At 54.0% G+C, this 24,168-nt stretch carries 21 protein-coding genes; 12 read left to right on the top strand and 9 right to left on the bottom strand.

Annotated features, from left to right (window positions below):
• Positions 1 to 77 precede the first annotated feature (77 nt).
• Positions 78 to 1,523, top strand: a complete 1,446-nt coding sequence (gene tldD / locus CWM66_RS18540) for a metalloprotease TldD (RefSeq protein WP_007369868.1) — start codon at positions 78 to 80, stop codon at positions 1,521 to 1,523.
• Positions 1,524 to 1,562: 39 nt separating this feature from the next.
• On the opposite strand, the gene aaeR is transcribed toward tldD, so the two are convergent.
• Complete coding sequence (aaeR, locus tag CWM66_RS18535) at positions 1,563 to 2,486, bottom strand: HTH-type transcriptional activator AaeR (RefSeq protein WP_007369869.1); 924 nt, start codon at positions 2,484 to 2,486, stop codon at positions 1,563 to 1,565.
• A 175-nt stretch (positions 2,487 to 2,661) separates the two neighbouring features.
• On the opposite strand from aaeR, the gene aaeX reads away from it, so the two are divergent.
• The 5 genes from aaeX (at position 2,662) to CWM66_RS18510 (ending at position 7,630) form a co-directional block, all read left to right on the top strand.
• Positions 2,662 to 2,865 (top strand): p-hydroxybenzoic acid efflux pump operon protein AaeX, encoded by a 204-nt coding sequence (aaeX, locus tag CWM66_RS18530; RefSeq protein WP_007369870.1) that lies wholly within the window; start codon positions 2,662 to 2,664, stop codon positions 2,863 to 2,865.
• Positions 2,866 to 2,872: 7 nt separating this feature from the next.
• Complete coding sequence (gene aaeA, locus CWM66_RS18525) at positions 2,873 to 3,805, top strand: p-hydroxybenzoic acid efflux pump subunit AaeA (RefSeq protein ID WP_007369871.1); 933 nt, start codon at positions 2,873 to 2,875, stop codon at positions 3,803 to 3,805.
• A 5-nt stretch (positions 3,806 to 3,810) separates the two neighbouring features.
• On the top strand, positions 3,811 to 5,778 hold the full coding sequence (aaeB, locus tag CWM66_RS18520; RefSeq protein WP_007369872.1) for a p-hydroxybenzoic acid efflux pump subunit AaeB: 1,968 nt from the start codon (positions 3,811 to 3,813) through the stop codon (positions 5,776 to 5,778).
• A gap of 82 nt (positions 5,779 to 5,860) precedes the next feature.
• Entirely contained in the window at positions 5,861 to 7,315 is a 1,455-nt protein-coding gene (locus CWM66_RS18515; RefSeq protein WP_072439294.1) for an NAD-dependent succinate-semialdehyde dehydrogenase, read from the top strand.
• Positions 7,316 to 7,360: 45 nt separating this feature from the next.
• On the top strand, positions 7,361 to 7,630 hold the full coding sequence (locus tag CWM66_RS18510; protein WP_007369874.1) for a barstar family protein: 270 nt from the start codon (positions 7,361 to 7,363) through the stop codon (positions 7,628 to 7,630).
• 57 nt (positions 7,631 to 7,687) lie between these two features.
• Here the strand turns inward: CWM66_RS18510 and yhcN (CWM66_RS18505) are convergent, their stop codons facing one another.
• From yhcN (CWM66_RS18505) to argR, 3 genes are all read right to left on the bottom strand, one after another.
• Positions 7,688 to 7,951, bottom strand: a complete 264-nt coding sequence (gene yhcN, locus CWM66_RS18505; protein ID WP_035887996.1) for a peroxide/acid stress response protein YhcN — start codon at positions 7,949 to 7,951, stop codon at positions 7,688 to 7,690.
• Positions 7,952 to 8,049: 98 nt separating this feature from the next.
• Entirely contained in the window at positions 8,050 to 8,313 is a 264-nt protein-coding gene (gene yhcN / locus CWM66_RS18500) for a peroxide/acid stress response protein YhcN (RefSeq protein WP_007369876.1), read from the bottom strand.
• Positions 8,314 to 8,691: 378 nt separating this feature from the next.
• Positions 8,692 to 9,162 (bottom strand): transcriptional regulator ArgR, encoded by a 471-nt coding sequence (gene argR, locus CWM66_RS18495; protein ID WP_007369877.1) that lies wholly within the window; start codon positions 9,160 to 9,162, stop codon positions 8,692 to 8,694.
• A gap of 408 nt (positions 9,163 to 9,570) precedes the next feature.
• On the opposite strand from argR, the gene mdh reads away from it, so the two are divergent.
• A complete protein-coding gene (mdh, locus tag CWM66_RS18490) occupies positions 9,571 to 10,509 on the top strand; it encodes a malate dehydrogenase (protein WP_007369879.1) in 939 nt (312 codons plus the stop codon).
• Positions 10,510 to 10,565: 56 nt separating this feature from the next.
• Here mdh and degS read toward each other — a convergent pair whose 3' ends face one another.
• The 3 genes from degS to zapG form a co-directional block, all read right to left on the bottom strand.
• Positions 10,566 to 11,633 carry an outer membrane-stress sensor serine endopeptidase DegS gene (gene degS, locus CWM66_RS18485; protein WP_007369880.1) on the bottom strand — a complete coding sequence of 356 codons (1,068 nt, stop codon included), beginning with the start codon at positions 11,631 to 11,633 and terminating at the stop codon, positions 10,566 to 10,568.
• Between the two features lie 87 nt (positions 11,634 to 11,720).
• Positions 11,721 to 13,094, bottom strand: a complete 1,374-nt coding sequence (gene degQ, locus CWM66_RS18480) for a serine endoprotease DegQ (RefSeq protein ID WP_007369881.1) — start codon at positions 13,092 to 13,094, stop codon at positions 11,721 to 11,723.
• A gap of 171 nt (positions 13,095 to 13,265) precedes the next feature.
• Positions 13,266 to 13,664 carry a Z-ring associated protein ZapG gene (gene zapG / locus CWM66_RS18475; RefSeq protein ID WP_007369882.1) on the bottom strand — a complete coding sequence of 133 codons (399 nt, stop codon included), beginning with the start codon at positions 13,662 to 13,664 and terminating at the stop codon, positions 13,266 to 13,268.
• Between the two features lie 190 nt (positions 13,665 to 13,854).
• On the opposite strand from zapG, the gene zapE reads away from it, so the two are divergent.
• The 5 genes from zapE (at position 13,855) to sspB (ending at position 17,543) form a co-directional block, all read left to right on the top strand.
• Positions 13,855 to 14,982, top strand: a complete 1,128-nt coding sequence (gene zapE / locus CWM66_RS18470) for a cell division protein ZapE (protein ID WP_107147038.1) — start codon at positions 13,855 to 13,857, stop codon at positions 14,980 to 14,982.
• A 265-nt stretch (positions 14,983 to 15,247) separates the two neighbouring features.
• Positions 15,248 to 15,676 (top strand): 50S ribosomal protein L13, encoded by a 429-nt coding sequence (gene rplM / locus CWM66_RS18465; protein WP_007369884.1) that lies wholly within the window; start codon positions 15,248 to 15,250, stop codon positions 15,674 to 15,676.
• Positions 15,677 to 15,691: 15 nt separating this feature from the next.
• Positions 15,692 to 16,084: a 30S ribosomal protein S9 gene (gene rpsI / locus CWM66_RS18460; protein ID WP_000829818.1), complete on the top strand. Its 393-nt coding sequence runs from the start codon at positions 15,692 to 15,694 to the stop codon at positions 16,082 to 16,084.
• A 312-nt stretch (positions 16,085 to 16,396) separates the two neighbouring features.
• Positions 16,397 to 17,035, top strand: a complete 639-nt coding sequence (sspA, locus tag CWM66_RS18450) for a stringent starvation protein SspA (RefSeq protein ID WP_007369885.1) — start codon at positions 16,397 to 16,399, stop codon at positions 17,033 to 17,035.
• Positions 17,036 to 17,039: 4 nt separating this feature from the next.
• On the top strand, positions 17,040 to 17,543 hold the full coding sequence (gene sspB / locus CWM66_RS18445) for a ClpXP protease specificity-enhancing factor (RefSeq protein WP_007369886.1): 504 nt from the start codon (positions 17,040 to 17,042) through the stop codon (positions 17,541 to 17,543).
• Between the two features lie 90 nt (positions 17,544 to 17,633).
• Here the strand turns inward: sspB and CWM66_RS18440 are convergent, their stop codons facing one another.
• Together CWM66_RS18440 and gltB are read right to left on the bottom strand one after the other, a co-directional pair.
• Positions 17,634 to 19,052: a glutamate synthase small subunit gene (locus tag CWM66_RS18440; RefSeq protein ID WP_007369887.1), complete on the bottom strand. Its 1,419-nt coding sequence runs from the start codon at positions 19,050 to 19,052 to the stop codon at positions 17,634 to 17,636.
• A gap of 9 nt (positions 19,053 to 19,061) precedes the next feature.
• A complete protein-coding gene (gene gltB, locus CWM66_RS18435; RefSeq protein ID WP_007369888.1) occupies positions 19,062 to 23,522 on the bottom strand; it encodes a glutamate synthase large subunit in 4,461 nt (1,486 codons plus the stop codon).
• Between the last annotated feature and the right edge of the window lie 646 nt (positions 23,523 to 24,168).

The following is a 24,168-nucleotide window of genomic DNA, read 5'->3' as shown; positions in this document are numbered from 1 at the left end:
GCATCGGCGAATTGCCTCAAGCTCCTTGTATCGCTTTTTTTATTGCCCGATGTGGCGGCAACGATGAGTAAAAAATGATGAGTCTTAATCTGGTGAGTGAACAACTGCTGGCAGCGAATGGCCTGAGTCATCAGGATCTGTTTGCCATTCTCGGTCAATTGACCGCACGTCGTCTTGATTATGGCGATCTCTATTTCCAGTCGAGCTATCACGAATCCTGGGTTTTAGAAGACAGCATCATTAAAGATGGCTCTTACAATATCGATCAGGGCGTGGGCGTTCGCGCGGTGAGCGGTGAAAAAACCGGTTTTGCTTATGCCGACCAGATAAGCCTGCTGGCACTGGAGCAGAGCGCGCAGGCCGCGCGTACCATTGTGCGTGAAGATGGCGACGGCAAAGTGAAGACGCTGGGCGCGGTGGAACATACGGCGCTTTATACCAGCCTTGATCCGCTGCAAAGCATGAGCCGCGAAGAGAAGCTGGATATTCTGCGCCGCGTGGATAAAGTGGCGCGCGCGGCCGACAGGCGCGTGCAGGAAGTGACTGCCAGCCTGACCGGCGTTTATGAATTGATTCTTGTCGCGGCGACCGACGGTACGCTGGCCGCCGATGTGCGTCCGCTGGTGCGTCTCTCGGTGAGCGTGCAGGTGGAAGAGGATGGCAAACGCGAGCGCGGTTCCAGCGGTGGTGGCGGTCGTTTCGGCTATGACTGGTTCCTGCAAGACGTTGATGGCGATGTGCGTGCAGATGCGTGGGCGAAAGAGGCCGTACGCATGGCACTGGTGAACCTGTCTGCTGTTGCGGCGCCTGCGGGCACGCTGCCGGTGGTGCTGGGCGCGGGCTGGCCGGGCGTGCTGTTGCACGAAGCGGTCGGTCACGGCCTGGAAGGCGACTTCAACCGTCGCGGCACATCGGTATTCAGCGGTCAGATGGGCCAACTGGTGGCTTCAGAGCTTTGCACGGTGGTTGATGACGGCACGATTGCCGATCGTCGCGGTTCAGTGGCAATTGACGATGAAGGCACGCCGGGGCAATACAATGTGCTGATCGAAAATGGCGTGCTGAAAGGCTACATGCAGGACAAGATGAACGCGCGTTTGATGGGCATGAAACCGACCGGTAACGGCCGCCGTGAATCTTATGCTCATCTGCCGATGCCGCGCATGACCAACACTTATATGCTGGCCGGTAAATCGACGCCGCAGGAGATTATCGAATCCGTTGATTACGGGATCTACGCGCCAAACTTCGGTGGCGGCCAGGTGGATATCACCTCCGGCAAGTTCGTCTTCTCCACCTCGGAAGCGTACCTGATTGAGAAAGGTAAAGTGACCAAAGCGGTGAAAGGCGCAACGCTGATTGGCTCCGGGATAGAAGCCATGCAGCAGATCTCTATGGTCGGTAACGATCTGAAGCTGGATAACGGCGTTGGCGTATGCGGCAAAGAGGGACAAAGCCTGCCGGTTGGCGTGGGTCAACCGACGCTGAAAGTAGATAACCTGACGGTAGGCGGTACGGCTTAATCGTTAAAATCCTCTCCCTGCGGGGAGAGGATTATCCGCTCAGGCACTGCGCCCCTGCATTCCCTGATACACCTTTCCCACTTCAATAAAATATTCCGTCATGTAGTTAATACAGACCTGCACTTTCAGCGGGAGCTTATCTTTTTCTGTATACAGCGCATAAACCGGGCGCGGATCGGACTGATAGCGCGGCAGCAGGATCTCCAACTGGCCGCTGTTGATCTCATCGATCACCCACATCAGCGGGACATAGGCCAGCCCGGCACCAGCGGTCAGCCAGCGCGTCAGCGTCATCGGATCGTTGGTGACAAAGCGTCCCTGCGGGATCAGCCGCGTTGAGATCCCTTCTGGCGCGATAAGTTCAAATTCGTTATCCGGACGGACGCTATATTCCAGCCACGAATGATTTGCCAGGTCGGTGGGTTTTTCCGGCACGCCATATTGGGCAAGATAGTTTTTCGCCGCGCAGAGCACCATCGGCATCGCGCCGAGGCGGCGGGAGAAGAGGCTGGAATCCTGCAGTGCGCCGACGCGGATCACCACGTCCAGCCCGTCGGCGATCAGATCCGGCGCCGGGATGCCGGTTACCAGGTTAACAGTCAACCCTGGATGCTCTTTCAGCATCTCTGCCGTCATTTTTGCCAGCACATTTTGCGCCATGGTTGAAGAACTACCAATGCGCAGCGTACCAATCGGCGTGTTGTTGAAAGCGTAAAGTTGCTCGTGAACATCCTGCACTTCATGCAGCATGCGACGACACCCCTGATAGTAAATTTTTCCGGCTTCGGTCAGCCCCAGGCTGCGTGTGCTGCGGTTTAGCAGCTTGACCTGTAATTCATCCTCCAGCTTCGCCACCGTCTGGCTGATGGACGAAACGCTCATTTCCAGCTGTCGGGCGGTGGCGGTAAATGAACCTAATTCCACCACTTTGGCAAACACCGACATGCGTTTTAGTCGTTCCATTATTCATTCTTACTTAAAAGTGATTTAGATCACACAATATAGATAACAGCATAACAGTTACGTTAATATACTATCTCTTAAGAATATCCACGTCACTCTCGCCCTGGCACGCCTGTCCTATTCCTGCGGTGACGTAAAAACAATTTCACCTGCTTGTTCTCGAATCAAGGTCAACATGAGTCTGTTTCCCGTAATCGTGGTGTTCGGTTTGTCGTTCCCACCGATTTTTTTCGAATTGATTTTGTCACTGGCGATTTTCTGGTTGGTGCGACGGGTGCTGATCCCCACAGGAATCTATGATTTCGTCTGGCATCCCGCGTTATTTAATACTGCGCTGTACTGCTGCCTGTTTTACCTGCTGTCGCGTCTGTTTGTTTGAGGTTGAAGTGAAAACACTAACAAGAAATATCTCCCGTACCGCTATTACGGTCATTCTGGTTATCCTGGCGTTCATCGCAATTTTCCGTGCCTGGGTCTATTACACCGAATCGCCCTGGACGCGCGATGCGCGCTTCAGCGCGGATGTGGTTGCCATTGCGCCGGATGTCACCGGGCTGGTGACCTCGGTCAACGTGCATGACAACCAACTGGTAAAAGAGGGACAAGTGCTGTTCACCATCGATCAGCCCCGCTACCAGAAAGCGCTGGCAGAAGATGAAGCGGATGTTGCTTATTACGACGCGCTGGTAAACGAGAAGCGCCGTGAGGCCGGTCGACGTAATCAATTAGGCGTACAGGCGATGTCGCGTGAAGAGATCGACCAGGCGAACAACATACTGCAAACGGCGATGCATCAGCTTGCGAAAGCGCAAGCGGCCCGCGACCTGGCGAAACTCGATCTGGAGCGCACTATCATCCGCGCGCCGGCTGACGGCTGGGTCACCAACCTGAATGTTTACGCCGGTGAGTTTATTACCCGCGGTTCCACCGCTGTGGCGCTGGTAAAACAGAACTCCTTCTATATTCTGGCTTATATGGAAGAGACCAAACTCGAGGGCGTTCGTCCTGGCTACCGGGCAGAGATCACGCCGCTCGGCAGTAACCTGGTGCTGAAAGGCACGGTAGACAGTATTGCCGCTGGTGTGACCAACTCCAGCAGCAGCAACGACAGCAAAGGGATGGCAACCATCGACTCCAATCTGGAATGGGTGCGTCTGGCCCAGCGCGTACCGGTACGTATTCGCCTCGATAAACAGCCGGGAAATCTCTGGCCTGCGGGTACTACCGCGACCGTTGTCGTGACCGGGAAAACCGATCGTGACGAGAGCCAGGACTCCTTCTTTCGTAAAATGGCCCACCGCCTGCGTGAGCTGGGGTAATCGCTATGGGGCTGTTGTCGATAGCCAGCCAGCATTTGCGCTTTGCCGTCAAGCTGGCCTTTGCCGTGGTGCTGGCTCTGTTTGTCGGTTTTCACTTTCAGCTTGAAACACCGCGCTGGGCGGTGCTGACCGCTGCGATTGTTGCGGCTGGCCCGGCGTTTGCCGCCGGTGGCGAGCCCTATTCCGGCGCTATCCGTTACCGCGGGATGTTGCGTATTGTCGGGACGTTTATCGGCTGTATTGCTGGTCTGGCGATCATCATTGTATTGATCCGCACGCCGCTGCTGATGCTGATGGTGTGTTGTATCTGGGCCGGTTTTTGTACCTGGCTCTCCTCGCTGGTACGGGTTGAAAACTCTTATGCCTGGGGGCTGGCCGGGTATACCGCGTTAATCATCGTCGTTACCATTCAGACCGAGCCGCTGTTGGCACCGCAATATGCCGTGGAGCGTTGTAGCGAAATCGTCGTCGGCATCCTCTGTGCCATTGTTGCCGATCTGCTGTTTTCCCCCCGCTCGATCAAACGTGAGATTGACCGTGAACTGGATGCTCTGCTGGTGGCGCACTATCAATTGATGCGATTGTGTATCAAGCACGGCGATAGAGAAGAGGTGGATCAAGCGTGGGCTGCACTGGTGCGCCGTACCACCGCGCTGGAAGGCATGCGCAGCAACCTGAAGATTGAATCCTCCCGCTGGGGGCGTGCTAACCGGCGGTTAAAAGTCATCAACACGCTGTCATTAACGCTGATCACTCAGGCTTGCGAAACCTACCTTATTCAGAATACGCGCCCGGAACTGGTCACTGATACTTTCCGGGAATTGTTCGCGGATCCCGTCGACAATGTGCAGGATGTGCATAAACAGTTGAAACGCATGCGCCGGGTGCTAGCCTGGACCGGTGAGCATGATACGCCGGTAACCATCTATAGTTGGGTGGGTGCGGCGACACGCTACCTGCTGCTGAAACGCGGTGTCATCGGTAATGCCAAAATCAGTGCGGTTGAAGAAGAGGTTCTGCAGGGCGAAGTGGTGGTAAAACCGGAATCCGCCGAACGTCACCATGCAATGGTTAACTTCTGGCGCACTACTTTATCGTGCATGCTGGGTACGCTTTTCTGGCTGTGGACCGGCTGGACATCCGGCAGTGGATCAATGGTCATGATTGCCGTCGTTACCTCGCTGGCGATGCGTCTGCCGAACCCAAAAATGGTGGCGAAAGACTTTATCTACGGCATGCTGTGGGCGCTACCAATCGGGGCGTTGTTCTATCTGGTGATTATTCCCTCGACACAACAAAGCATGCTGCTGCTTTGTATCAGTCTGGCGGTGCTGGCCTTTTTCATCGGCATTGAGGTACAGAAGCGCCGTCTGGGATCGATGGCGACGCTGGCGGGCACCATCAACATTCTGGTGCTTGATAACCCAATGACCTTTAAATTCAGCCAGTTTCTCGACAATGCGCTTGGCCAGTTAGTGGGCGTGGTGCTGGCTATGGTGGTTCTGCTGCTGGTGCGGGATAACTCGCAGGCGCGCACCGGGCGTACGTTGTTGAATCAGTTTGTTTCGGCGGCGGTATCGGCAATGACCACCAATACAGCGCGACGTAAAGAGAACCATCTGCCCGCACTGTATCAGCAACTGTTTTTACTGCTGAACAAATTTCCCGGCGACGTGGCGAAGTTTCGTCTGGCATTAACGTTGATTATTGCCCACCAGCGTCTGCGCGATGCGCCGGTGCCGATCAACGATGATCTTTCCGCTTTTCATCGCCAGTTACGCCGTACCGCGTCGCAAGTGATTTCGGCTGGATCGGATAACAAACGACGGCGCTACTTTACGCAACTGCTGGAAGAGCTGGATATCTACCAGGAGAAACTGCGCATCTGGGATGCGCCGCCACAGGTGACGGAACCGGTGCAGCGATTAACCGGGATGCTTCACAAATATCAGCATGCGCTGACCAGCAACTAAACAGAGAACCGACGCTAAAAAGCGTCGGTTTTTTTATGGCTATACTTTGTGAAAGCTGATAACACACCGATCGGGAGAACAAATGACAACGCAGGTATTGCAGGACAACCCACTTTTTCAGACCGGCTATCTGGTGGATGGCGTCTGGAAATCCCTGAACACCACATTTGACGTTCTGAATCCGGCCACCGGTGAAGTCATCGCCAGCGTCGCGAAAGCAGGGAAAAAAGAGACCGAAGATGCCATTGCTGCGGCGAGTCGGGCTTTTCCGGGCTGGCGGGCGAAAACCGCGAAAGAGCGTTCCGCCATCCTCTATCGTTGGTATGAATTGATCATTGAAAATAAAAGCTGGTTAGGGCGCTTAATGACCACCGAGCAGGGGAAACCATTGAAAGAAGCTGAGGGGGAAGTCGAGTATGCCGCCAGCTTTATTCAGTGGTTTGCCGAACAGGCAAAACGCGCCAACGGTGAAATTATCCCGCCGATCAAGCCGGGGTCGCGCATTCTGGCGACCCGGGAACCGGTAGGCGTGGTGGCTGCCATCACGCCGTGGAACTTCCCGATGGCAATGCTGACCCGTAAACTGGGGCCTGCGTTGGCGGCAGGGTGTACCGGCGTTATCAAACCGGCGAACAATACCCCGCTCAGCGCGTTTGCCTTGTTGGCGCTGGCGAAGAAGGCGGGCGTACCGGATGGTGTGCTCAATGCTATTGCCGGTAACACGGCAGAAATCAGCGATGCGATTATGGCCAGCCACGAGGTACGTAAGATCTCTTTCACCGGTTCGACTGCGGTAGGGAAAACCCTGGTTCGCAACGCCGCCGAAACCATGAAAAAAGTGTCGATGGAACTGGGGGGCAACGCGCCGTATATCGTCTTTGAAGATGCCGACATCGATGCGGCAGTTCAGGGGGCGATTGCTAACAAATTCCGCAATGCTGGCCAGGTATGCGTTAGCGTAAACCGCTTCTATATTCATGAGTCTGTCTACGATACTTTCACGCAAAAGCTGAGTACGGCGGTAAGCGCATTGAAAGTGGGAAATGGTCTGGAAGAGGGCGTGGTAGTGGGGCCGTTGATTGAGCCGGCCGCCGTCGAGAAAGTGCGTGAGCATGTGGAAGATGCGGTGGCCAAAGGCGCTAAAGTGCTGGCTGGTGGTAAAGCGCACAGCCTTGGCGGTAACTTCTGGCAACCAACCGTACTGGGCGATTGTAGCGATGGCATGAAGCTGGCGCAGGAAGAGACATTTGGTCCGGTTGCTGCCTGTTTCCGCTTTACCAGCGAGGAAGAAGTCGTCCAGCGTGCGAATGCGACGCCGTTTGGCCTGGCTGCTTACTTCTATACGCAAAACTTGCAGCGGGTGTTCCGCGTTTCGCAGGCCATTGAGAGTGGAATGATCGGTATTAACGAGTGCGCAGTATCCACCGAACTGGGGCCGTTCGGCGGAGTGAAAGAGTCGGGTCTCGGTCGCGAAGGGTCGGTGCTGGGGCTGGAGGAGTTTCTTGAGGTGAAAACCCTGCATCTCGGCGGATTATAACGCGTCGGCGGCGGATGCCGCCCTGTTGGGCTGGTGGCGGAAATAATGAATACCTACACTTTCGATTTTAAAAACATCGACGATCAGGGCGCGTTCTACCGGGAGTTCTCGCGCCAGTTCGAGCTGGGAAGCGGCAAAATTCGCGATCTCGATTCACTGTGGGACGCGGTGATGGCGGGAGCATTACCTTTGCCGCTGGAGATAGAGTTTGTTCATCTGCCGGAGCGACAGCGCCGCCGTTTTGGCGCATTGATCCTGTTGTTTGATGAAGCGGAAGAGGAGCTGGAAGGCGAGCTGCGTTTTAATGTGCGTTAAAGGCAAAAAAAAGCCCCTGACAGGCAGGGGCAAGTCGTCGGACTAGACGACGAGGGTTTATTTATACAGTTCCGCCGTGACGTGGGTGTGGTCACCCGTACGTGCTTCAACGATGCGATAGCTGCTGGCGCCCGCCTGGTCAGCTTTCGCAGAGAGTTCCTGGCGAATATCCATCGGTACACCGGCAACCTGTGAAACAGAAACACTGCCCATAGGTTGGAGGTTGCTTGCTTGTTCGCTGTTAACCAGCGTTGCAGCGCTTGCGCCGAAAGAGATCAGGGATGCAAGGCCAAGGGATGCGATGATTAGATTGCGTTTCATAGTTTGTCTCCTTAAGAGAGTCTCAACGGCAGGGAGGATTGAACTGCTATTTTTGTGCCTGGCGCCGTTGAGTGATGGCATAGGGTTATCGGTAAAACTTATTTGTACAGTTCGGCTGTTGCGTGCCAGTTGTCACCGGTACGTGCTTCGATAATGCGATAAGAAGAAGCACCTTGTTCTTCCGCTTTTTTGTTCAGTTCAGCACGCATATCCATCGGAGAGGAGGCGACAGATCCTACGGATACTGTGCCCAGAGACTGGCGTGATTGCGCCTGGTCTGCGCTGATGGAATCGGCAGCAAAAGCGCCAAATGACAGTGCTGAGAGAATGCCGAGTGTTGCAACAGTTGATTTGATATTCATGATTCTTCACCTCGTCGTATTCTTTTACTTCAATTCATTGGGGCCTTGTTTCGTGACCCTCATCACAAAACCAAGTATACACTAGTCACAGAAAAAATTAATACCATGCTAATTGTTTCTATGGTAATTAGGCCTCTCTGAAATCATTTTTTATAACAAGAAAGCATAAAAAACCTGGATGCGATTAAAAAATGATTGGTGATATCTAAGAAAATCATATAGATATTTGAATTTGATTTTTTGTGCGATGGCATTCACTGCGCCGGGGGTTTGAAACAGGAAATCGCACTAACTGTTAAATTAATGTGAGTGAAAAGTCGTGAACGAAGGGGGAGGCGGCAGAACATTCCCCCGCAATCGAAGCGGGGGGAAGTGATATCAGAGTTCCTGCTCGAACAACACGAGGATCGCTTCGTAGAGATCTTTAACGGTGAAACCTCTGGCTGGGGTGGTAAAAATCGTATCGTCACCAGCAATGGTGCCGAGGATACCTTCTGCTTTACCCAGGGAATCCAGCAGGCGTGCAATAAGCTGCGCTGCGCCCGGGCTGGTGTGAATCACCACAACGGCATCGTTGTAATCGATATCCAGCACCAGGTTCTTCAGCGGGCTGGAGGTTGTCGGGACGCCCAGTTCAATCGGCAGGCAGTAGACCATCTCCATTTTTGCGTTGCGCGTACGCACCGCACCGAATTTGGTCAGCATGCGGGAGACTTTAGACTGATTGATATTGTCGAAGCCTTCATCTTGTAAAGCCTGGACAATTTCTCCCTGAGAACTGAATTTCTCTTCTTTAAGAAGCGCCTTAAACGCTTTAACTAATTCTTCTTGTTTTGCCGAGCTTCGCATAAGTCACCCGTAATATGGCCGTGAAAACAACATTATTATGCATATTAATGAATTTTTATGCAAACAATCTCGTCTGGGAAATTCTGAAATGTATGCTGAAAGGCGCGGAGTTTACCAAATCCTGCGCTGAAGGACAGGCACATGTGTCTTACGTCGCAAATAACATTAAAAAGTAAATTAAATGTTATAAAGTTGATGTTATTTTGGTGGATATCGCAGCTATATTATAAACTCTCAGTGTTAGTTGCTTAGTTTGCCGATCTGACGACGTATTTACCTTCTTATAAGATCTTAAAGTGGAGTGTGCTGCAGAATTTTTGCGCATGCATTGCCATAATTATCAGGGTGAATTAAGGTCGCCGCAACGGAGTAACAAGATATTTAGCTAACCATAATAAGGAGTTTAGGATGAAAGTCGCAGTCCTCGGCGCGGCCGGCGGTATCGGTCAGGCGCTAGCCCTACTACTGAAAACACAACTGCCTTCTGGTTCAGAACTCTCTCTCTATGATATTGCTCCTGTAACCCCCGGGGTTGCTGTTGATCTCAGCCATATTCCAACTGATGTGAGCATTAAAGGTTTCTCCGGCGATGATGCGACTCCTGCGCTGGAAGGGGCCGATGTCGTACTGATTTCCGCTGGCGTGGCGCGTAAACCGGGTATGGATCGTTCCGACCTGTTTAACGTCAACGCGGGCATTGTGAAAAACCTGGTCACCCAGGTGGCGAAAACCGCGCCGAAAGCCTGTATTGGCGTCATTACTAACCCGGTTAATACCACCGTCGCCATTGCGGCGGAAGTGCTGAAAAAAGCGGGTGTCTACGACAAGAACAAACTGTTTGGCGTCACTACGCTGGACATTATTCGCTCCAATACTTTTGTTGCCGAACTGAAACATAAATCACCGGGCGATATCGAAGTGCCGGTGATTGGTGGCCATTCCGGCGTTACCATTCTGCCGCTGCTGTCGCAGGTACCGGGCGTCAGCTTTAGCGAGCAAGAAGTCGCAGAACTGACAAAACGCATTCAGAATGCTGGTACTGAAGTGGTGGAAGCGAAGGCGGGTGGCGGTTCGGCTACGCTCTCGATGGGGCAGGCCGCTGCGCGTTTTGGTTTGTCGCTGGTTCGTGCGCTGCAAGGCGAGAAAGGCGTGGTTGAATGCGCCTATGTTGAAGGCGATGGCGAATATGCGCGCTTCTTCTCACAGCCGCTGCTGCTGGGGAAAAACGGCATTGAAGAGCGCCATGCTATCGGCAAGCTTAGCGCTTATGAACAACAGTCGCTGGAAGGTATGCTGGACACGCTGAAAAAAGATATTCAACTGGGCGTGGATTTCGTTAACCGCTAACGTGTTATCGCCGCCATAAAAAAACCGGAGCCTGTGCTCCGGTTTTTTTATGGCAATCAGTTAGTTGCCGGATACTCTTCGATGGTGACTTGCAGGGTCAGTTTCTTATCGTCACGCATCACTTCAACCGGAATGACGGAACCCGGGCGGATCTCGGCGACCTGATCCATAGTTTCAAGCGCGGAAACGGCCGCTTTACCATTGACGGAGGTGATAACGTCATTGACCTGAATCCCGGCACGCGCGGCAGGACCGCCAGGCGAAACTTCGTTAACGACAATCCCCTGAATTGGGTCGATACCGCCACCTTGCGAATGCAGAGGCGCAATTTCTCGCCCGCCGATACCAATGTAACCCCGGATCACCCGACCATCGCGGATCAGCTTATCCATAATCTTGGTGGCCAGCTGGAAAGGGATGGCAAAACCGATGCCTTCCGGTGTTTCGCCGTCGTTGCTCTTATCAAATGACAACGTGTTGATGCCCATCAGCTCGCCCAGTGAGTTGACCAGTGCGCCGCCGGAGTTCCCGTGGTTGATAGAAGCATCGGTCTGCAAAAAGTTCTGCCGTCCGCTCGGGTTCAGGCCGATACGCCCGGTAGCGCTGATAATCCCCTGCGTTGTCGTTTGACCAAGGTTGTACGGGTTTCCGATTGCCAGCACCACATCGCCGATATGTGGCGTGCGTTTCGTATTGATGGGGATCACCGGCAGACCGCCGGTTGCGTTGATTTTCAGCACCGCTAAGTCGGTCAGGGAATCCGAGCCAACCAGCAATGCTTCAAACACCCGGCCATCCTGCAGGGCGACGATAATCTGGTCCGCATCATTGATGACGTGCTTGTTGGTAATGATGTAGCCACGCTGATCCATAATCACGCCGGAACCAAGCGTACGGATCTCCAGACGATCATGAGTGGAGCTATTCAGGCTGCGGTTATAGACGTTGACCACCGCCGGCGCTGCGCGGCGTACAGCCGGGTTATAGCTGGCTGGCGTTTCGTCAGCGCTTTCAAGCTGGGGAGCGCTAAGTGGGATGTTTTTGCGCAGCGAAGGCATGGCGACGATGATCAGGCCACCCACAACCAAACCGATTGCAACTGAACGTAAAATCTTCACATACATGATGGGATTATCGCTAAAAGGAAGAACGGCAGCAGCATAACATGAGTTCTCCGGACATCACATGATGATGTCCGGAGAGTGAGGGACCTAGCGCAACAGCAGATAGATGCTGTCGTTGCCGCGCACGATATGCAGCGCCATTACCGAAGGTTTCGTTTCCAGCAATTTACGCATTTCAGCGATCGACTGAACGCGCTCACGGTTGATGCCAATGATCACATCATCTTTATGCAGACCGGCCTGCGCGGCGGCGCTGCCTTTTTCGACATTATTTATCGCGATGCCTTTGGTGCCATCTTTGAGCTGGCTGTCGCTCAGTTCTGCACCCTGCAATGACGGTGAAATCAGATCGGCGCTGGCGGACGAAGACGTGCTTTTATCCAGCGTGACTTCCACCTCCAGCGGCTTGCCATCGCGCAGCAGGCCGAGCTTCACTTTCGCGCCGGGTTCCGTCGTGGCAATACGTGAACGCAGTTCGGCAAAGCTGTTCAGCGGCTTACCGTTCAGACTGACGATAACATCACCGGATTTGATCCCGGCTTTTGCCGAGCCGGAGTTAGGCAGCACTTCGCTGACAAAGGCGCCGCGCTGGACGTTAAGGTTAAAGGCTTTGGCGATATCCGCACTCATTTCCGTGCCTTTGATGCCCAACAGACCGCGTTTGATCTCGCCAAACTGAATCAATTGCCTGGAGAGGGTTTGTGCCATATTGCTCGGAATGGCGAAGCCAATCCCTACACTACCGCCGCCTGGTGCGAGGATAGCAGTATTAATGCCGATAAGCTCGCCATTGAGATTAAGCAGCGCGCCGCCGGAGTTACCACGGTTAATTGAGGCATCCGTCTGGATAAAGTTTTCCAGCCCTTCCAGATTCAGGCCGCTGCGGCCCAGCGCGGAAACAATCCCGGAAGTGGCTGTCTGCCCAAGGCCGAACGGGTTACCTACGGCAATGACAAAGTCGCCGACGCGCAGTTTATCGGAGTCGGCAATCGCAATTTGCGTCAGATTGCTGGCGTTCTGTAATTGCAGCAGAGCAATATCACTCTGATCATCACCGCCGATCAGCTTGGCATCGAACTCGCGACCATCGTTCAACTGCACGCTGATTTTTTGCGCCTGATTGATCACATGATTGTTTGTCAGCACGTAGCCTTTCGCGGCGTCAATGATCACCCCGGAGCCCAGCCCTTCAAAAGGTTGCGGTTGCTGCGGTTGATCCGGCACATCGTCGCCGAAAAACTTCTTAAGCTCTTCCGGAACTTTCTGACCTTGTGTCGTTGTCCCCTCTACCTGCACGCTAACCACCGCAGGCAGTACCTTTTCCAGCACGGGCGCAAGGCTTGGCAACGCGCCCTGACCGGGCACTTGTGATGGCATGGCGGCCATCGCCTGAAACGGTGCCGAGAGAGTTAACCCGACACTTAACGCAAATGCACTCAACAGCAGGGTTGGTTTCTTCATTGATGCTGGCTCTCGTAACCTGAAGTGAAAGGAATGACGCCCCAAAACAGTTTGATGTTATTGAAATTTCAACCGGGTAACAATGAGGTGAATGACTAAATAATAGCTATGATGCGGAAGATGGGGTGGGCGCGGGGAACGCGCCCGAAAAAAACAGATGACAGGGCGGAATTATTTACGGCTTGCGCCGCCGCGCAGCAGGCCGGAAGCGCCATCAGAATAATCACGCGGGATCTGCACCGGCGCCTGATCGTTACTGGCTTCAGATTCGGCCAGACGGTTGCGGAACGGATTCTCTTCTGCCGACATTTCCGGCAGCAAGTTGGACGAGCTTTTCGCCATGTGTTGATACAGTTGGCGATAATCATGCGCCATGTTATCCAGCAGTTCCGCGCTGCGGGCAAAATGGCTCACCAGTTCTTCGCGATACTCTTCCAGTTCCGCTTTGTTTTTTTCCAGCTCATACTGCAAGGCCTGTTGCTGGCGCAATTTACGGTTTCCGAAACGCATACCCACGGCACCAATGATAATGCCGACAACCAACCCGATTAGCGCGTATTCCCAGGTCATGTACTTCTCCCGTTATTTTGTGATTCCGTAGGGTGTGGGCTGCAAGCTCCTTGCCTGCGCCTGATAGTGCCACTATAACCGCTTCTGGTGTAGAAGTGGAATCCTGACAAATCATCGCGTAGTGTAGAACGGCCTTTTTTTCGTCAACCCTGTGGGGGCGGATCGATTTTCAAGGAACAACCATAACACCATGCAAAGCCTTACCCCGACATCGCGATACAACAGCGCCCTCAACGAGGGGAGCCATCAGCCGGATGATGTGCAAAAAGAAGCCGTTCAGCGGCTGGAACATATCTATCAAGAACTTATTACCCGCAGCGACAACAGTGCACCGACAAACGGTGGTTTGCTGGCGAAGTTCGGCAAACTGCTGGGAAAACGAGAACCGCGTGAAAGCGCGCCAGTGCGCGGTCTTTATATGTGGGGCGGCGTTGGCCGTGGCAAAACCTGGCTGATGGACATGTTCTATCAGAGCCTGCCGGGTGAGCGTAAACAACGTCTGCACTTTCACCGTTTTATGCTGCGCGTGCACGAAGAACTGACTTCACTTCAGGGGCATAGCGATCCGCTGGAAATTGTTGCCGATCGCTTCAAAGCTGAAACCGATGTGCTGTGCTTCGATGAATTTTTCGTTTCGGATATTACCGACGCCATGCTGCTGGGCGGGCTAATGAAAGCGCTGTTCGCCCGTGGTATCACGCTGGTGGCGACGTCGAATATTCCGCCGGATGAGCTCTACCGCAACGGCTTGCAGCGTTCGCGCTTTTTACCTGCTATCGATGCCATCAAGCAGTTTTGCGATGTGATGAATGTCGATGCGGGCGTCGATTATCGTCTGCGCACATTAACCCAGGCGCACTTATGGCTGACTCCACTGGATAGCGAGACCGCGCGGCAAATGGAGACGTTGTGGTTAGCGCTGGCGGGCGCAAAGCGTGAGCATGCGCCACAACTGGAGATTAATCACCGTGCGCTGCCGACGCTGGGTGTGGAAAACCAGACGCTGGCAGTGTCGTTTGCCACGCTCTGCGTCGATGCGCGCAGCCAGCACGATTACATCGCGCTCTCGCGATTGTTCCATACCGTAATGTTGTTCGATGTGCCGGTAATGACGCCACTGATGGAGAGCGAAGCACGACGTTTTATTGCTTTAGTGGATGAGTTTTACGAGCGCCATGTGAAGCTGGTGGTGAGTGCGACTGCGCCGCTACATGAGATTTATCAGGGCGAACGGCTGAAATTTGAGTTTCAGCGCTGTTTGTCCCGCCTGCAAGAGATGCAGAGCGAAGAATATCTCAAGCGCGCGCATATGCCGTAATCGGTAAATCCCTTTCCCACCGGGAAAGGGATTCGCCTTGCACAAAAGCCGCGCCAAATCACAAAAAGGGGTCGATCTTTGCCCACGACTTCTCTATAATCCTGCGACCCCACGTTACTACAAGGTTTTTTTCCCGAAACTCTTGTGTGCCGGCTAAACATATCCGAAGGGGTAGGTTTACTGGACAATGTCGTGTGAACCTCACTTGTATTTAGGCGTTTGGGTGTTCACCAACGTGTAACTTATTATTTGGGTAAGCTTTATAATGAAAACTTTTACAGCTAAACCAGAAACCGTAAAACGCGACTGGTATGTTGTCGACGCGACCGGTAAAACTCTGGGCCGTCTGGCTACCGAACTGGCTCGTCGCCTGCGCGGTAAGCATAAAGCGGAATACACTCCGCACGTTGATACTGGTGATTACATCATCGTTCTGAACGCAGAAAAAGTTGCTGTAACCGGCAACAAACGTTCTGACAAAATGTACTACCACCACACCGGCCACATCGGTGGTATCAAACAAGCGACCTTTGAAGAGATGATTGCCCGCCGTCCTGAGCGTGTGATTGAAATCGCGGTTAAAGGCATGCTGCCAAAAGGCCCGCTGGGTCGTGCTATGTACCGTAAACTGAAAGTTTACGCGGGTAACGAGCACAACCACGCGGCACAGCAACCGCAAGTTCTTGACATCTAATCGGGATTATAGGCAATGGCTGAAAATCAATACTACGGCACTGGTCGCCGCAAAAGCTCCGCCGCTCGCGTGTTCATCAAACCGGGCAACGGTAAAATCGTAATCAACCAGCGTTCTCTGGAACAGTACTTCGGTCGTGAAACTGCCCGAATGGTAGTTCGTCAGCCGCTGGAACTGGTCGACATGGTTGAAAAACTGGATCTGTACATCACCGTTAAAGGTGGTGGTATCTCCGGTCAGGCAGGTGCGATCCGTCACGGTATCACCCGCGCTCTGATGGAGTACGATGAGTCTCTGCGTTCCGAACTGCGTAAAGCTGGCTTCGTCACTCGTGACGCTCGTCAGGTTGAACGTAAAAAAGTCGGTCTGCGCAAAGCACGTCGTCGTCCGCAGTTCTCCAAACGTTAATTGCTTTCTGCTTCGGCAGAACGATTGGCGAAAAAACCCGGTGCAAGCCGGGTTTTTTTATGGATAAAAATCGTGTTATCCACAGTAATCAATCGCTTATTGCGTCTTTTTCAGCATTTGCAGAATCCCCTCACCACAAACCCCGCAAAATCTGGTAAACTATCATCCAATTTTCTGCCCAAATGGCTGGGATTGTTCATTTTTTGTTTGCTTCCTGAACGAAAGTGACAGTACGGGCGGGTAGGTAACTCACATCTGACCGGTCGAGTAAGTCCGGTAGCAGTAAATTCTTGAATATACCTGGAGGTTTTCATGGCTGTCGCTGCCAACAAACGTTCGGTAATGACGCTGTTTTCTGGTCCTGTGGACATCTATAGCCATCAGGTCCGTATCGTGCTGGCCGAAAAAGGTGTCAGCTTCGAAATTGAGCACGTGGAAAAGGATAATCCTCCTCAGGATCTGATTGACCTCAACCCGAATCAAAGCGTACCGACACTTGTAGATCGTGAACTCACCCTGTGGGAATCACGCATCATTATGGAATATCTGGACGAGCGTTTCCCGCATCCGCCGCTAATGCCGGTTTACCCGGTCGCGCGCGGTGAAAGCCGCCTGTACATGCATCGCATTGAAAAGGACTGGTATTCCCTGATGAATATCATCCAGAACAACAGCGGCGCACAGGCCGATGCCGCCCGTAAGCAACTGCGTGAAGAGCTGCTGGCAATTGGCCCGCTGTTCACCCAGAAACCTTACTTCCTGAACGACGAGTTTAGCCTCGTTGACTGCTACCTCGCACCGCTGCTGTGGCGCTTACCGGTACTGGGCATCGAGCTGAGCGGCGCAGGCGCCAAAGAGCTGAAAGGATATATGACGCGTGTATTTGAGCGTGATTCCTTCCTCGCATCTCTGACTGAAGCCGAGCGCGAAATGCGCCTTGGCCGGGGTTAACTGAATGGATTTGTCACAACTGTCTCCACGCCGTCCGTATCTGCTGCGGGCCTTCTATGAATGGTTACTGGATAACCAGCTAACGCCACATCTGGTTGTTGATGTGACGTTGCCGGATGTTCGCGTGCCGATGGAGTATGCGCGTGACGGTCAAATCGTGTTGAACATCGCGCCGCGCGCGGTAGGCAATCTGGAACTGGCGAACGACGAGGTGCGTTTCAATGCGCGCTTCGGTGGCGTGCCGCGTCAGGTTGCGGTACCGATGGCGGCCGTACTGGCTATTTACGCCCGTGAAAACGGCGCGGGTACCATGTTCGAACCGGAAGCTGCCTACGATGAAGACGTCGCCATGATGAATGACGACCACGAAACTTCAGCGCAGGAAAGTGAGACGGTGATGTCGGTTATCGACGGTGATAAACCCGATCACGCTGACGATCAGGACAACGACCCTGATGACGATCCGCCGCCGCGAGGTGGACGCCCGTCGTTGCGGGTAGTGAAGTAATCAAACAGGGCCGAATGGCCCTGTTTTACTATCTGCGATCCGCCAATAAAAAAGGAGGCCGAAGCCTCCTTTTGGGTCGCTACATGGTTATTACACTTCGAGGTAGTTCATGATGCCGTCAGCCGCTTTACGGCCTTCGGCAATCGCGGTCACCACCAAATCGGAGCCACGTACAATGTCGCCACCGGCAAAGATTTTCGGGTTGCTGGTCTGGAACGGATTTTCGCTGCCTTCCGGTGCGATAACGCGGCCCTGAGCGTCAAGTTCAACGCTGTGCTTCGCCAGCCACTCCATACTGTGAGGACGGAAACCAAACGCCATCACCACAGCATCGGCCGGAACCACATGCTCAGAACCCGGGACGATTTCCGCACGGCGACGGCCTTTAGCATCCGGCTCGCCCATTTCGGTCCGCGCCATCTTCACGCCGCACACTTTGCCGTTGGCATTGATTTCGATGCCCAGCGGCTGCACGTTAAACTGGAATTCCACGCCCTCTTCACGCGCGTTTTTCACTTCGCGGCGGGAACCCGGCATGTTCTCTTCATCACGGCGATAAGCACAAATTACGTGCGTTGCGCCCTGGCGAATAGAAGTACGCACGCAGTCCATTGCGGTATCACCACCGCCAAGCACCACGACGCGTTTGCCTTCCATGCTGATATACGGCTCATTTGGCGTTTCGCCAAAGCCCATAATCTGACGTGTATTAGCGATGAGGAACGGCAGCGCGTCGAATACGCCCGTAGCGTCTTCGTTCTCCAGCCCGCCGCGCATTGACTGATAGGTACCGACGCCGAGGAACACCGCGTCGTAATCTTTCAGCAGTTCGTCGATCTGCACATCGCGACCCACTTCGGTATTGAGTTTGAACTCAATGCCCATACCGGTAAAAATCTCACGGCGGCGGGTCATCACCTCTTTTTCCAGCTTGAAGGCCGGGATACCAAAGGTCAGCAGGCCGCCGATTTCCGGATGACGGTCGAAGACGACAGCTTTTACGCCGTTGCGGGTCAGTACATCGGCACACGCCAGACCTGCCGGACCTGCACCGATAATCGCCACGCGTTTACCGGTTTGCTTCACGCCGGTCAGATCGGGACGCCAGCCCATTTCGAACGCTTTATCGTTGATATAGCGCTCGATGTTGCCGATGGTGACTGCGCCGAACTCGTCGTTCAGCGTGCAGGAACCTTCGCACAGACGATCCTGCGGGCAGACGCGTCCGCATACTTCCGGCAGGGTGTTAGTCTGGTGCGACAGCTCTGCTGCTTCAAAAATACGACCTTCGTTGGCCAGCTTCAGCCAGTTAGGAATGTAGTTATGAACCGGACATTTCCACTCGCAATACGGGTTACCGCAGGAGAGGCAGCGATCGGCCTGCGCTTTAGCTTGCCCTTCAGAGAAGGGCTCGTAGATTTCAACAAATTCAATTTTACGCAGCTTGATCGGTTTCTTGGGCGGATCAACACGCTGTAAGTCGATAAATTGGTAAACGTTCTGACTCATCTCAATTCCTTACTGCGCCTGCACGCGCAACTCTGCCGCGCTACGACTACGGTGACCTAACAGGGCTTTCACATCGCTGGACTTCGGTTTCACCAGGGCGAATTTCGATGAGAATGCCGGCCAGTTCGCCAGGATCTCTTCGCCACGCTGAGAACCGGTATGGTGCACATGCTCGGTGATCAGACCGCGCAGATGCTCTTCATGGATGGCGAGGTCATCGACGCTCAGCACTTCCACCAGTTCCGGGTTAACGCGTTTACGGAATTCACCGTCTTCATCCAGTACATAGGCAAAGCCGCCGGTCATCCCTGCGCCAAAGTTGACGCCGGTTTTACCCAGCACGCAAACAATGCCGCCGGTCATATATTCACAACCGTTGTCGCCGATGCCTTCTACAACCGTGATGGCGCCGGAGTTACGCACCGCAAAACGCTCGCCTGCGCGGCCCGCAGCGTACAAACGACCGCCGGTTGCGCCATACAGGCAGGTGTTACCGATAATGCTTGCTTCATGGCTACGGAAGGCCGAACCCACCGGCGGACGCACCGCCAGCAAACCGCCCGCCATACCTTTACCGACATAGTCGTTGGCATCGCCGGTCAGATAGAGCTCAACGCCGCCGGCGTTCCACACGCCGAAGCTCTGGCCTGCGGTGCCGCTGAAATGCGCTTTAATCGGATCGGCTGCCAGCCCTTGATCGCCGTGAGACTGCGCGATATAGCCAGACAGTGAAGCACCCACGGAACGATCGGTGTTGCGGATATCGAACCAGAAAGTTTTGCTCTGCTTCTCATCGACATACGGTTTCGCCTGCTGCAATAACTGCGCGTTCAGCACGCCATTATCAAACGGCGGGTTGTTTTCCGTGCAGTACAGCGCTTTGCCTGGGTGCGGCTCGGCGGTTTCCAGCAGTTTCGCCAGATCCAGCTTCTGCTGCTTGGCGGTAAAACCGTCCAGCTCTTTCAGCAGATCGGTGCGGCCAATCAGATCGACCAGGCGTTTCACGCCCAGTTGCGCCATTAACTCGCGAGTTTCACGGGCGATAAATTCAAAGTAGTTGGTCACTTTGAACGGCAGACCGTGATAGTGATTCTTACGCAGTTTGTCATCCTGAGTCGCTACGCCGGTTGCGCAGTTATTCAGGTGACAAATTCGCAGGTATTTACAGCCCAGCGCGACCATCGGCCCGGTACCGAAACCAAAGCTTTCGGCGCCCAGAATGGCGGCTTTGATGATGTCCTGGCCGGTTTTCAGACCGCCATCCACCTGCAAACGGATCTTGTGACGCAACCCGTTCGCGACCAGCGCCTGCTGGGTTTCCACCAGCCCCAGTTCCCACGGACAACCGGCATATTTCACCGAAGAGAGCGGGCTTGCACCAGTACCGCCGTCGTAGCCGGCGATAGTGATCAGATCGGCATAGGCTTTCGCCACACCGGTAGCGATGGTACCGACGCCCGGTTCGGAAACCAGCTTCACGGAGATCATCGCTTTCGGGTTGACCTGCTTCAGGTCGAAAATCAGCTGCGCCAGATCCTCGATAGAGTAGATATCGTGGTGCGGAGGCGGAGAGATCAGCGTTACGCCGGGTACGGAGTAGCGCAGTTTGGCGATGTACGGGGTGACTTTGTCACCCGGTAGCTGGCCGCCTTCTCCCGGTTTTGCCCCCTGGGCGACTTTGATCTGAATGACATCAGCGTTCACCAGGTACGCCGGGGTTACACCAAAGCGGCCAGAAGCAACCTGCTTGATACGCGACACTTTATTGGTGCCGTAGCGCGCCGGATCTTCGCCGCCTTCACCGGAGTTGGAGAAACCGCCGAGGCTGTTCATTGCTTCTGCCAGCGCTTCGTGAGCCTCCGGGCTGAGCGCGCCGATAGACATCGCTGCGGTATCGAAGCGTTTAAACAGCTCGGTCGCCGGTTCCACATCTTTCAGACTGACCGCTTCACCGTTCGGCGTGATGGCCAGCAAATCGCGCAGCGTAGCTGCCGGGCGTTCGTTAACCAGCTTCGCATATTCCTGATAATCGCTGTACTCGCCGCTCTGTACGGCCTGTTGCAGCGTGCGTACGACATCCGGGTTATAAGCGTGGTATTCACCGCCATGGACATATTTCAGCAGGCCGCCCTGCGACAGCGGTTTACGCGCCAGCCAGGCCAGTTTAGAGAGGTTCAGCAGATCTTGCTGGAAGTCGCTAAAGCCCGCGCCGCCAATACGGCTGATAACGCCCTGGAAGCAGAGCGCAGCAACGTCATCGTGCAGGCCCACGGCTTCAAACAGTTTTGAGCAACGGTATGAGGCGACCGTCGAAATGCCCATTTTGGACATGATTTTGTACAGCCCTTTATTGATGCCGTTGCGGTAGTTCAGCATCACTGTACGGTAATTTTTCTCAATGGCATTGTTGTCGACCAGTTTCGCCAGCGTTTCATACGCCAGGTACGGGTAGATGGCCGTCGCGCCGAAGCCGAGCAGCACCGCAAAGTGGTGCGGGTCACGGGCACTTGCTGTTTCAACAATAATGTTGGCATCGCAGCGCAGGCTCTTATCCACCAGGCGTGTCTGGATCGCGCCCACTGCCATCGGCGCCGGAACCGGCAGGCGATTTTTGGCGATGTTACGATCAGAGAGCACCAGCAATACAGTACCATTACGCACCATCTGCTCTGCTTTATCACACAGCGCTTTGACGGTCTCTTCCAGCGACGTTTCAGTCACGTCGAAGGTGATGTCCAGCGTGTCGGCGCGGTAGTGCTCCTCTTCCATCGTCGTCAGCTGCTTGAAATCGGAGTACAGCAGGATCGGTGATTTGAAGCTCAGGCGGTGCGCCTGGCCTTCCGCTTCGCAGAAGACGTTCATTTCGCGACCGATGCTGGTAGCCAGCGACATAACGTGGGCTTCACGCAGCGGATCGATCGGCGGGTTGGTGACCTGCGCGAACTGCTGACGGAAGTAGTCATAAATAATGCGTGGCTGGCTGGAAAGCACCGCAAACGGGGTGTCATCGCCCATGGAGCCGACCGCTTCCTGACCATTTTCTCCCAGCACGCGGATAACCGAATCCAGCTCTTCAAAGCTGTAGTTAAACTGCTTCTGGTAGCTTGCCAGCAGATCGTCGTCCATCTCGCGGGTACCGACTTCTTCATCAGGCAGATCTTCAAACGGCACCAGACGGCGAACGTTTTTCGCCATCCACTCTTTATACGGGTGGCGGCTTTTCAGATCGTCATCGGTTTCGGCAGAGTGCAGAATGCGCCCGTCTCGGGTATCGATAACCATCAGTTCGCCCGGGCCGACACGGCCTTTTTCGACCACTTCGTCCGGCTGATAATCCCAGATCCCCACTTCTGAAGCACAGGTGATCAGCTTATCTTTGGTAACGACATAGCGCGCCGGGCGCAGACCGTTACGGTCGAGGTTACAGGCAGCGAAACGCCCGTCAGACATCACGATGCCCGCCGGGCCGTCCCACGGTTCCATGTGCATGGAGTTAAAGTCGAAGAAGCTGCGCAGGTCCGGATCCATATCCGGGTTATTCTGCCAGGCTGGCGGCACCAGCAAACGCATGGCGCGCACAATATCCATCCCGCCTGCCAACAGCAGCTCGAGCATGTTATCCATTGAGCTGGAGTCAGAACCGGTTTCGTTGACGAACGGCGCGGCATCATGAAGATCCGGGATCAACGGCGTTTTAAATTTGTAGGTACGCGCGCGCGCCCACTGGCGGTTACCGGTAATGGTGTTGATTTCACCGTTGTGCGCCAGGTAGCGGAACGGCTGTGCCAGCGGCCAGCGTGGCACGGTGTTGGTGGAGAAGCGCTGGTGGAACAGGCAAATGGCCGATTCCAGGCGCAGATCCGCCAGATCCAGGTAAAAGCGCGGCAGATCCGCCGGCATACACAGACCTTTATAGATGTTCACCAGATTGGAGAGGCTACAAACGTAGAACTCTTTATCTTCCTGCAGGCGTTTTTCAATGCGGCGACGAGCGATAAACAGACGACGCTCCATATCGCGCGGGCGCCAGCCTGCAGGGGCGTTCACGAAAATTTGTTCAATACGAGGCAGCGAGGAGAGGGCGATTTCACCGAGTACCCCTTCGTTGGTTGGCACATCGCGCCAGCCGACGATCGACAGGGTTTCTTGTTGCAGCTCTTCTTCAACAACGCGACGCGACGCGCTGGCTTTTTCTGGATCCTGATTCAGGAACAGCATGCCCACGGCGTAATTTTTGGCTAAGCGCCAGCCGCGCTCTTCCGCCACAATACGGAAGAAACGGTCGGGTTTTTGCAGCAGCAGGCCGCAACCATCACCGGTTTTACCATCGGCAAGGATTGCGCCACGGTGCTGCATTCGGGCCAGTGCGTGAATAGCGGTACGCACTACCTTGTGGCTAGGTTCGCCTTCTATGTGGGCGATCAGGCCGAAACCACAGTTATCTCTCTCGAGAGATTTATCGTACAACATATCAGTGAACCTCCCCAGGCTCTACGAGACACCCTCCGTTGATCGATACGCACAGGCGCAAAAAGAGCATGGCGACGGGGCATATGCCTCGCATGTCGCCCTCTTTAATTTCCTTTTCGCATCGATACACAAGTGTTGAGGACTTGCTTAAGAGGGAATCTCAATTACTGCATAAATATGATGAGCAGACTGCTCATCCAGAAAGCTTCCAGCGGATTCCCAAGTTATCGGGAATCCGTACACAGGTCAAATGCCGAGCTTATTTATACAAAAATGTGCTAAAGATGTATTATCTGTTTGATATTTATATTTATTTAAGGTTTTTTACATTCATGAAGCGCAGCGACAAGCGGTAGCGGAGTGTGATCTGACTCACTATACCAAAGCGTAGTTTCTGATGTTCTGTCCTGATTGTGTCTTTAACGGCAGATTTTTATTCTGCTGTGCGGATGAGAGTTGCATGAAGACACTGTTTTTTACTTCCACACGTATTTCTGCAAAATAAGGCAGGAGTATAAGGAAAAGTAATCACCTTTTGGGTGAATGAAATTGCGGTTATATTGACTGTTTATGCAATGGATAAAAGCCTTCCGGGGCGATTGATCCAGGTCATCGCCGATGAAAGCTAAAAATGGCAGGCTACACC

Origin of the sequence: Kosakonia sp. H7A (assembly GCF_003028445.1) — a bacterium.
Classification (GTDB): Bacteria; Pseudomonadota; Gammaproteobacteria; order Enterobacterales; family Enterobacteriaceae; genus Kosakonia; species Kosakonia radicincitans.
The sequence above is the reverse complement of the archived record's forward strand: the minus strand, read 5'-3'. Positions and strand labels throughout refer to the sequence as shown.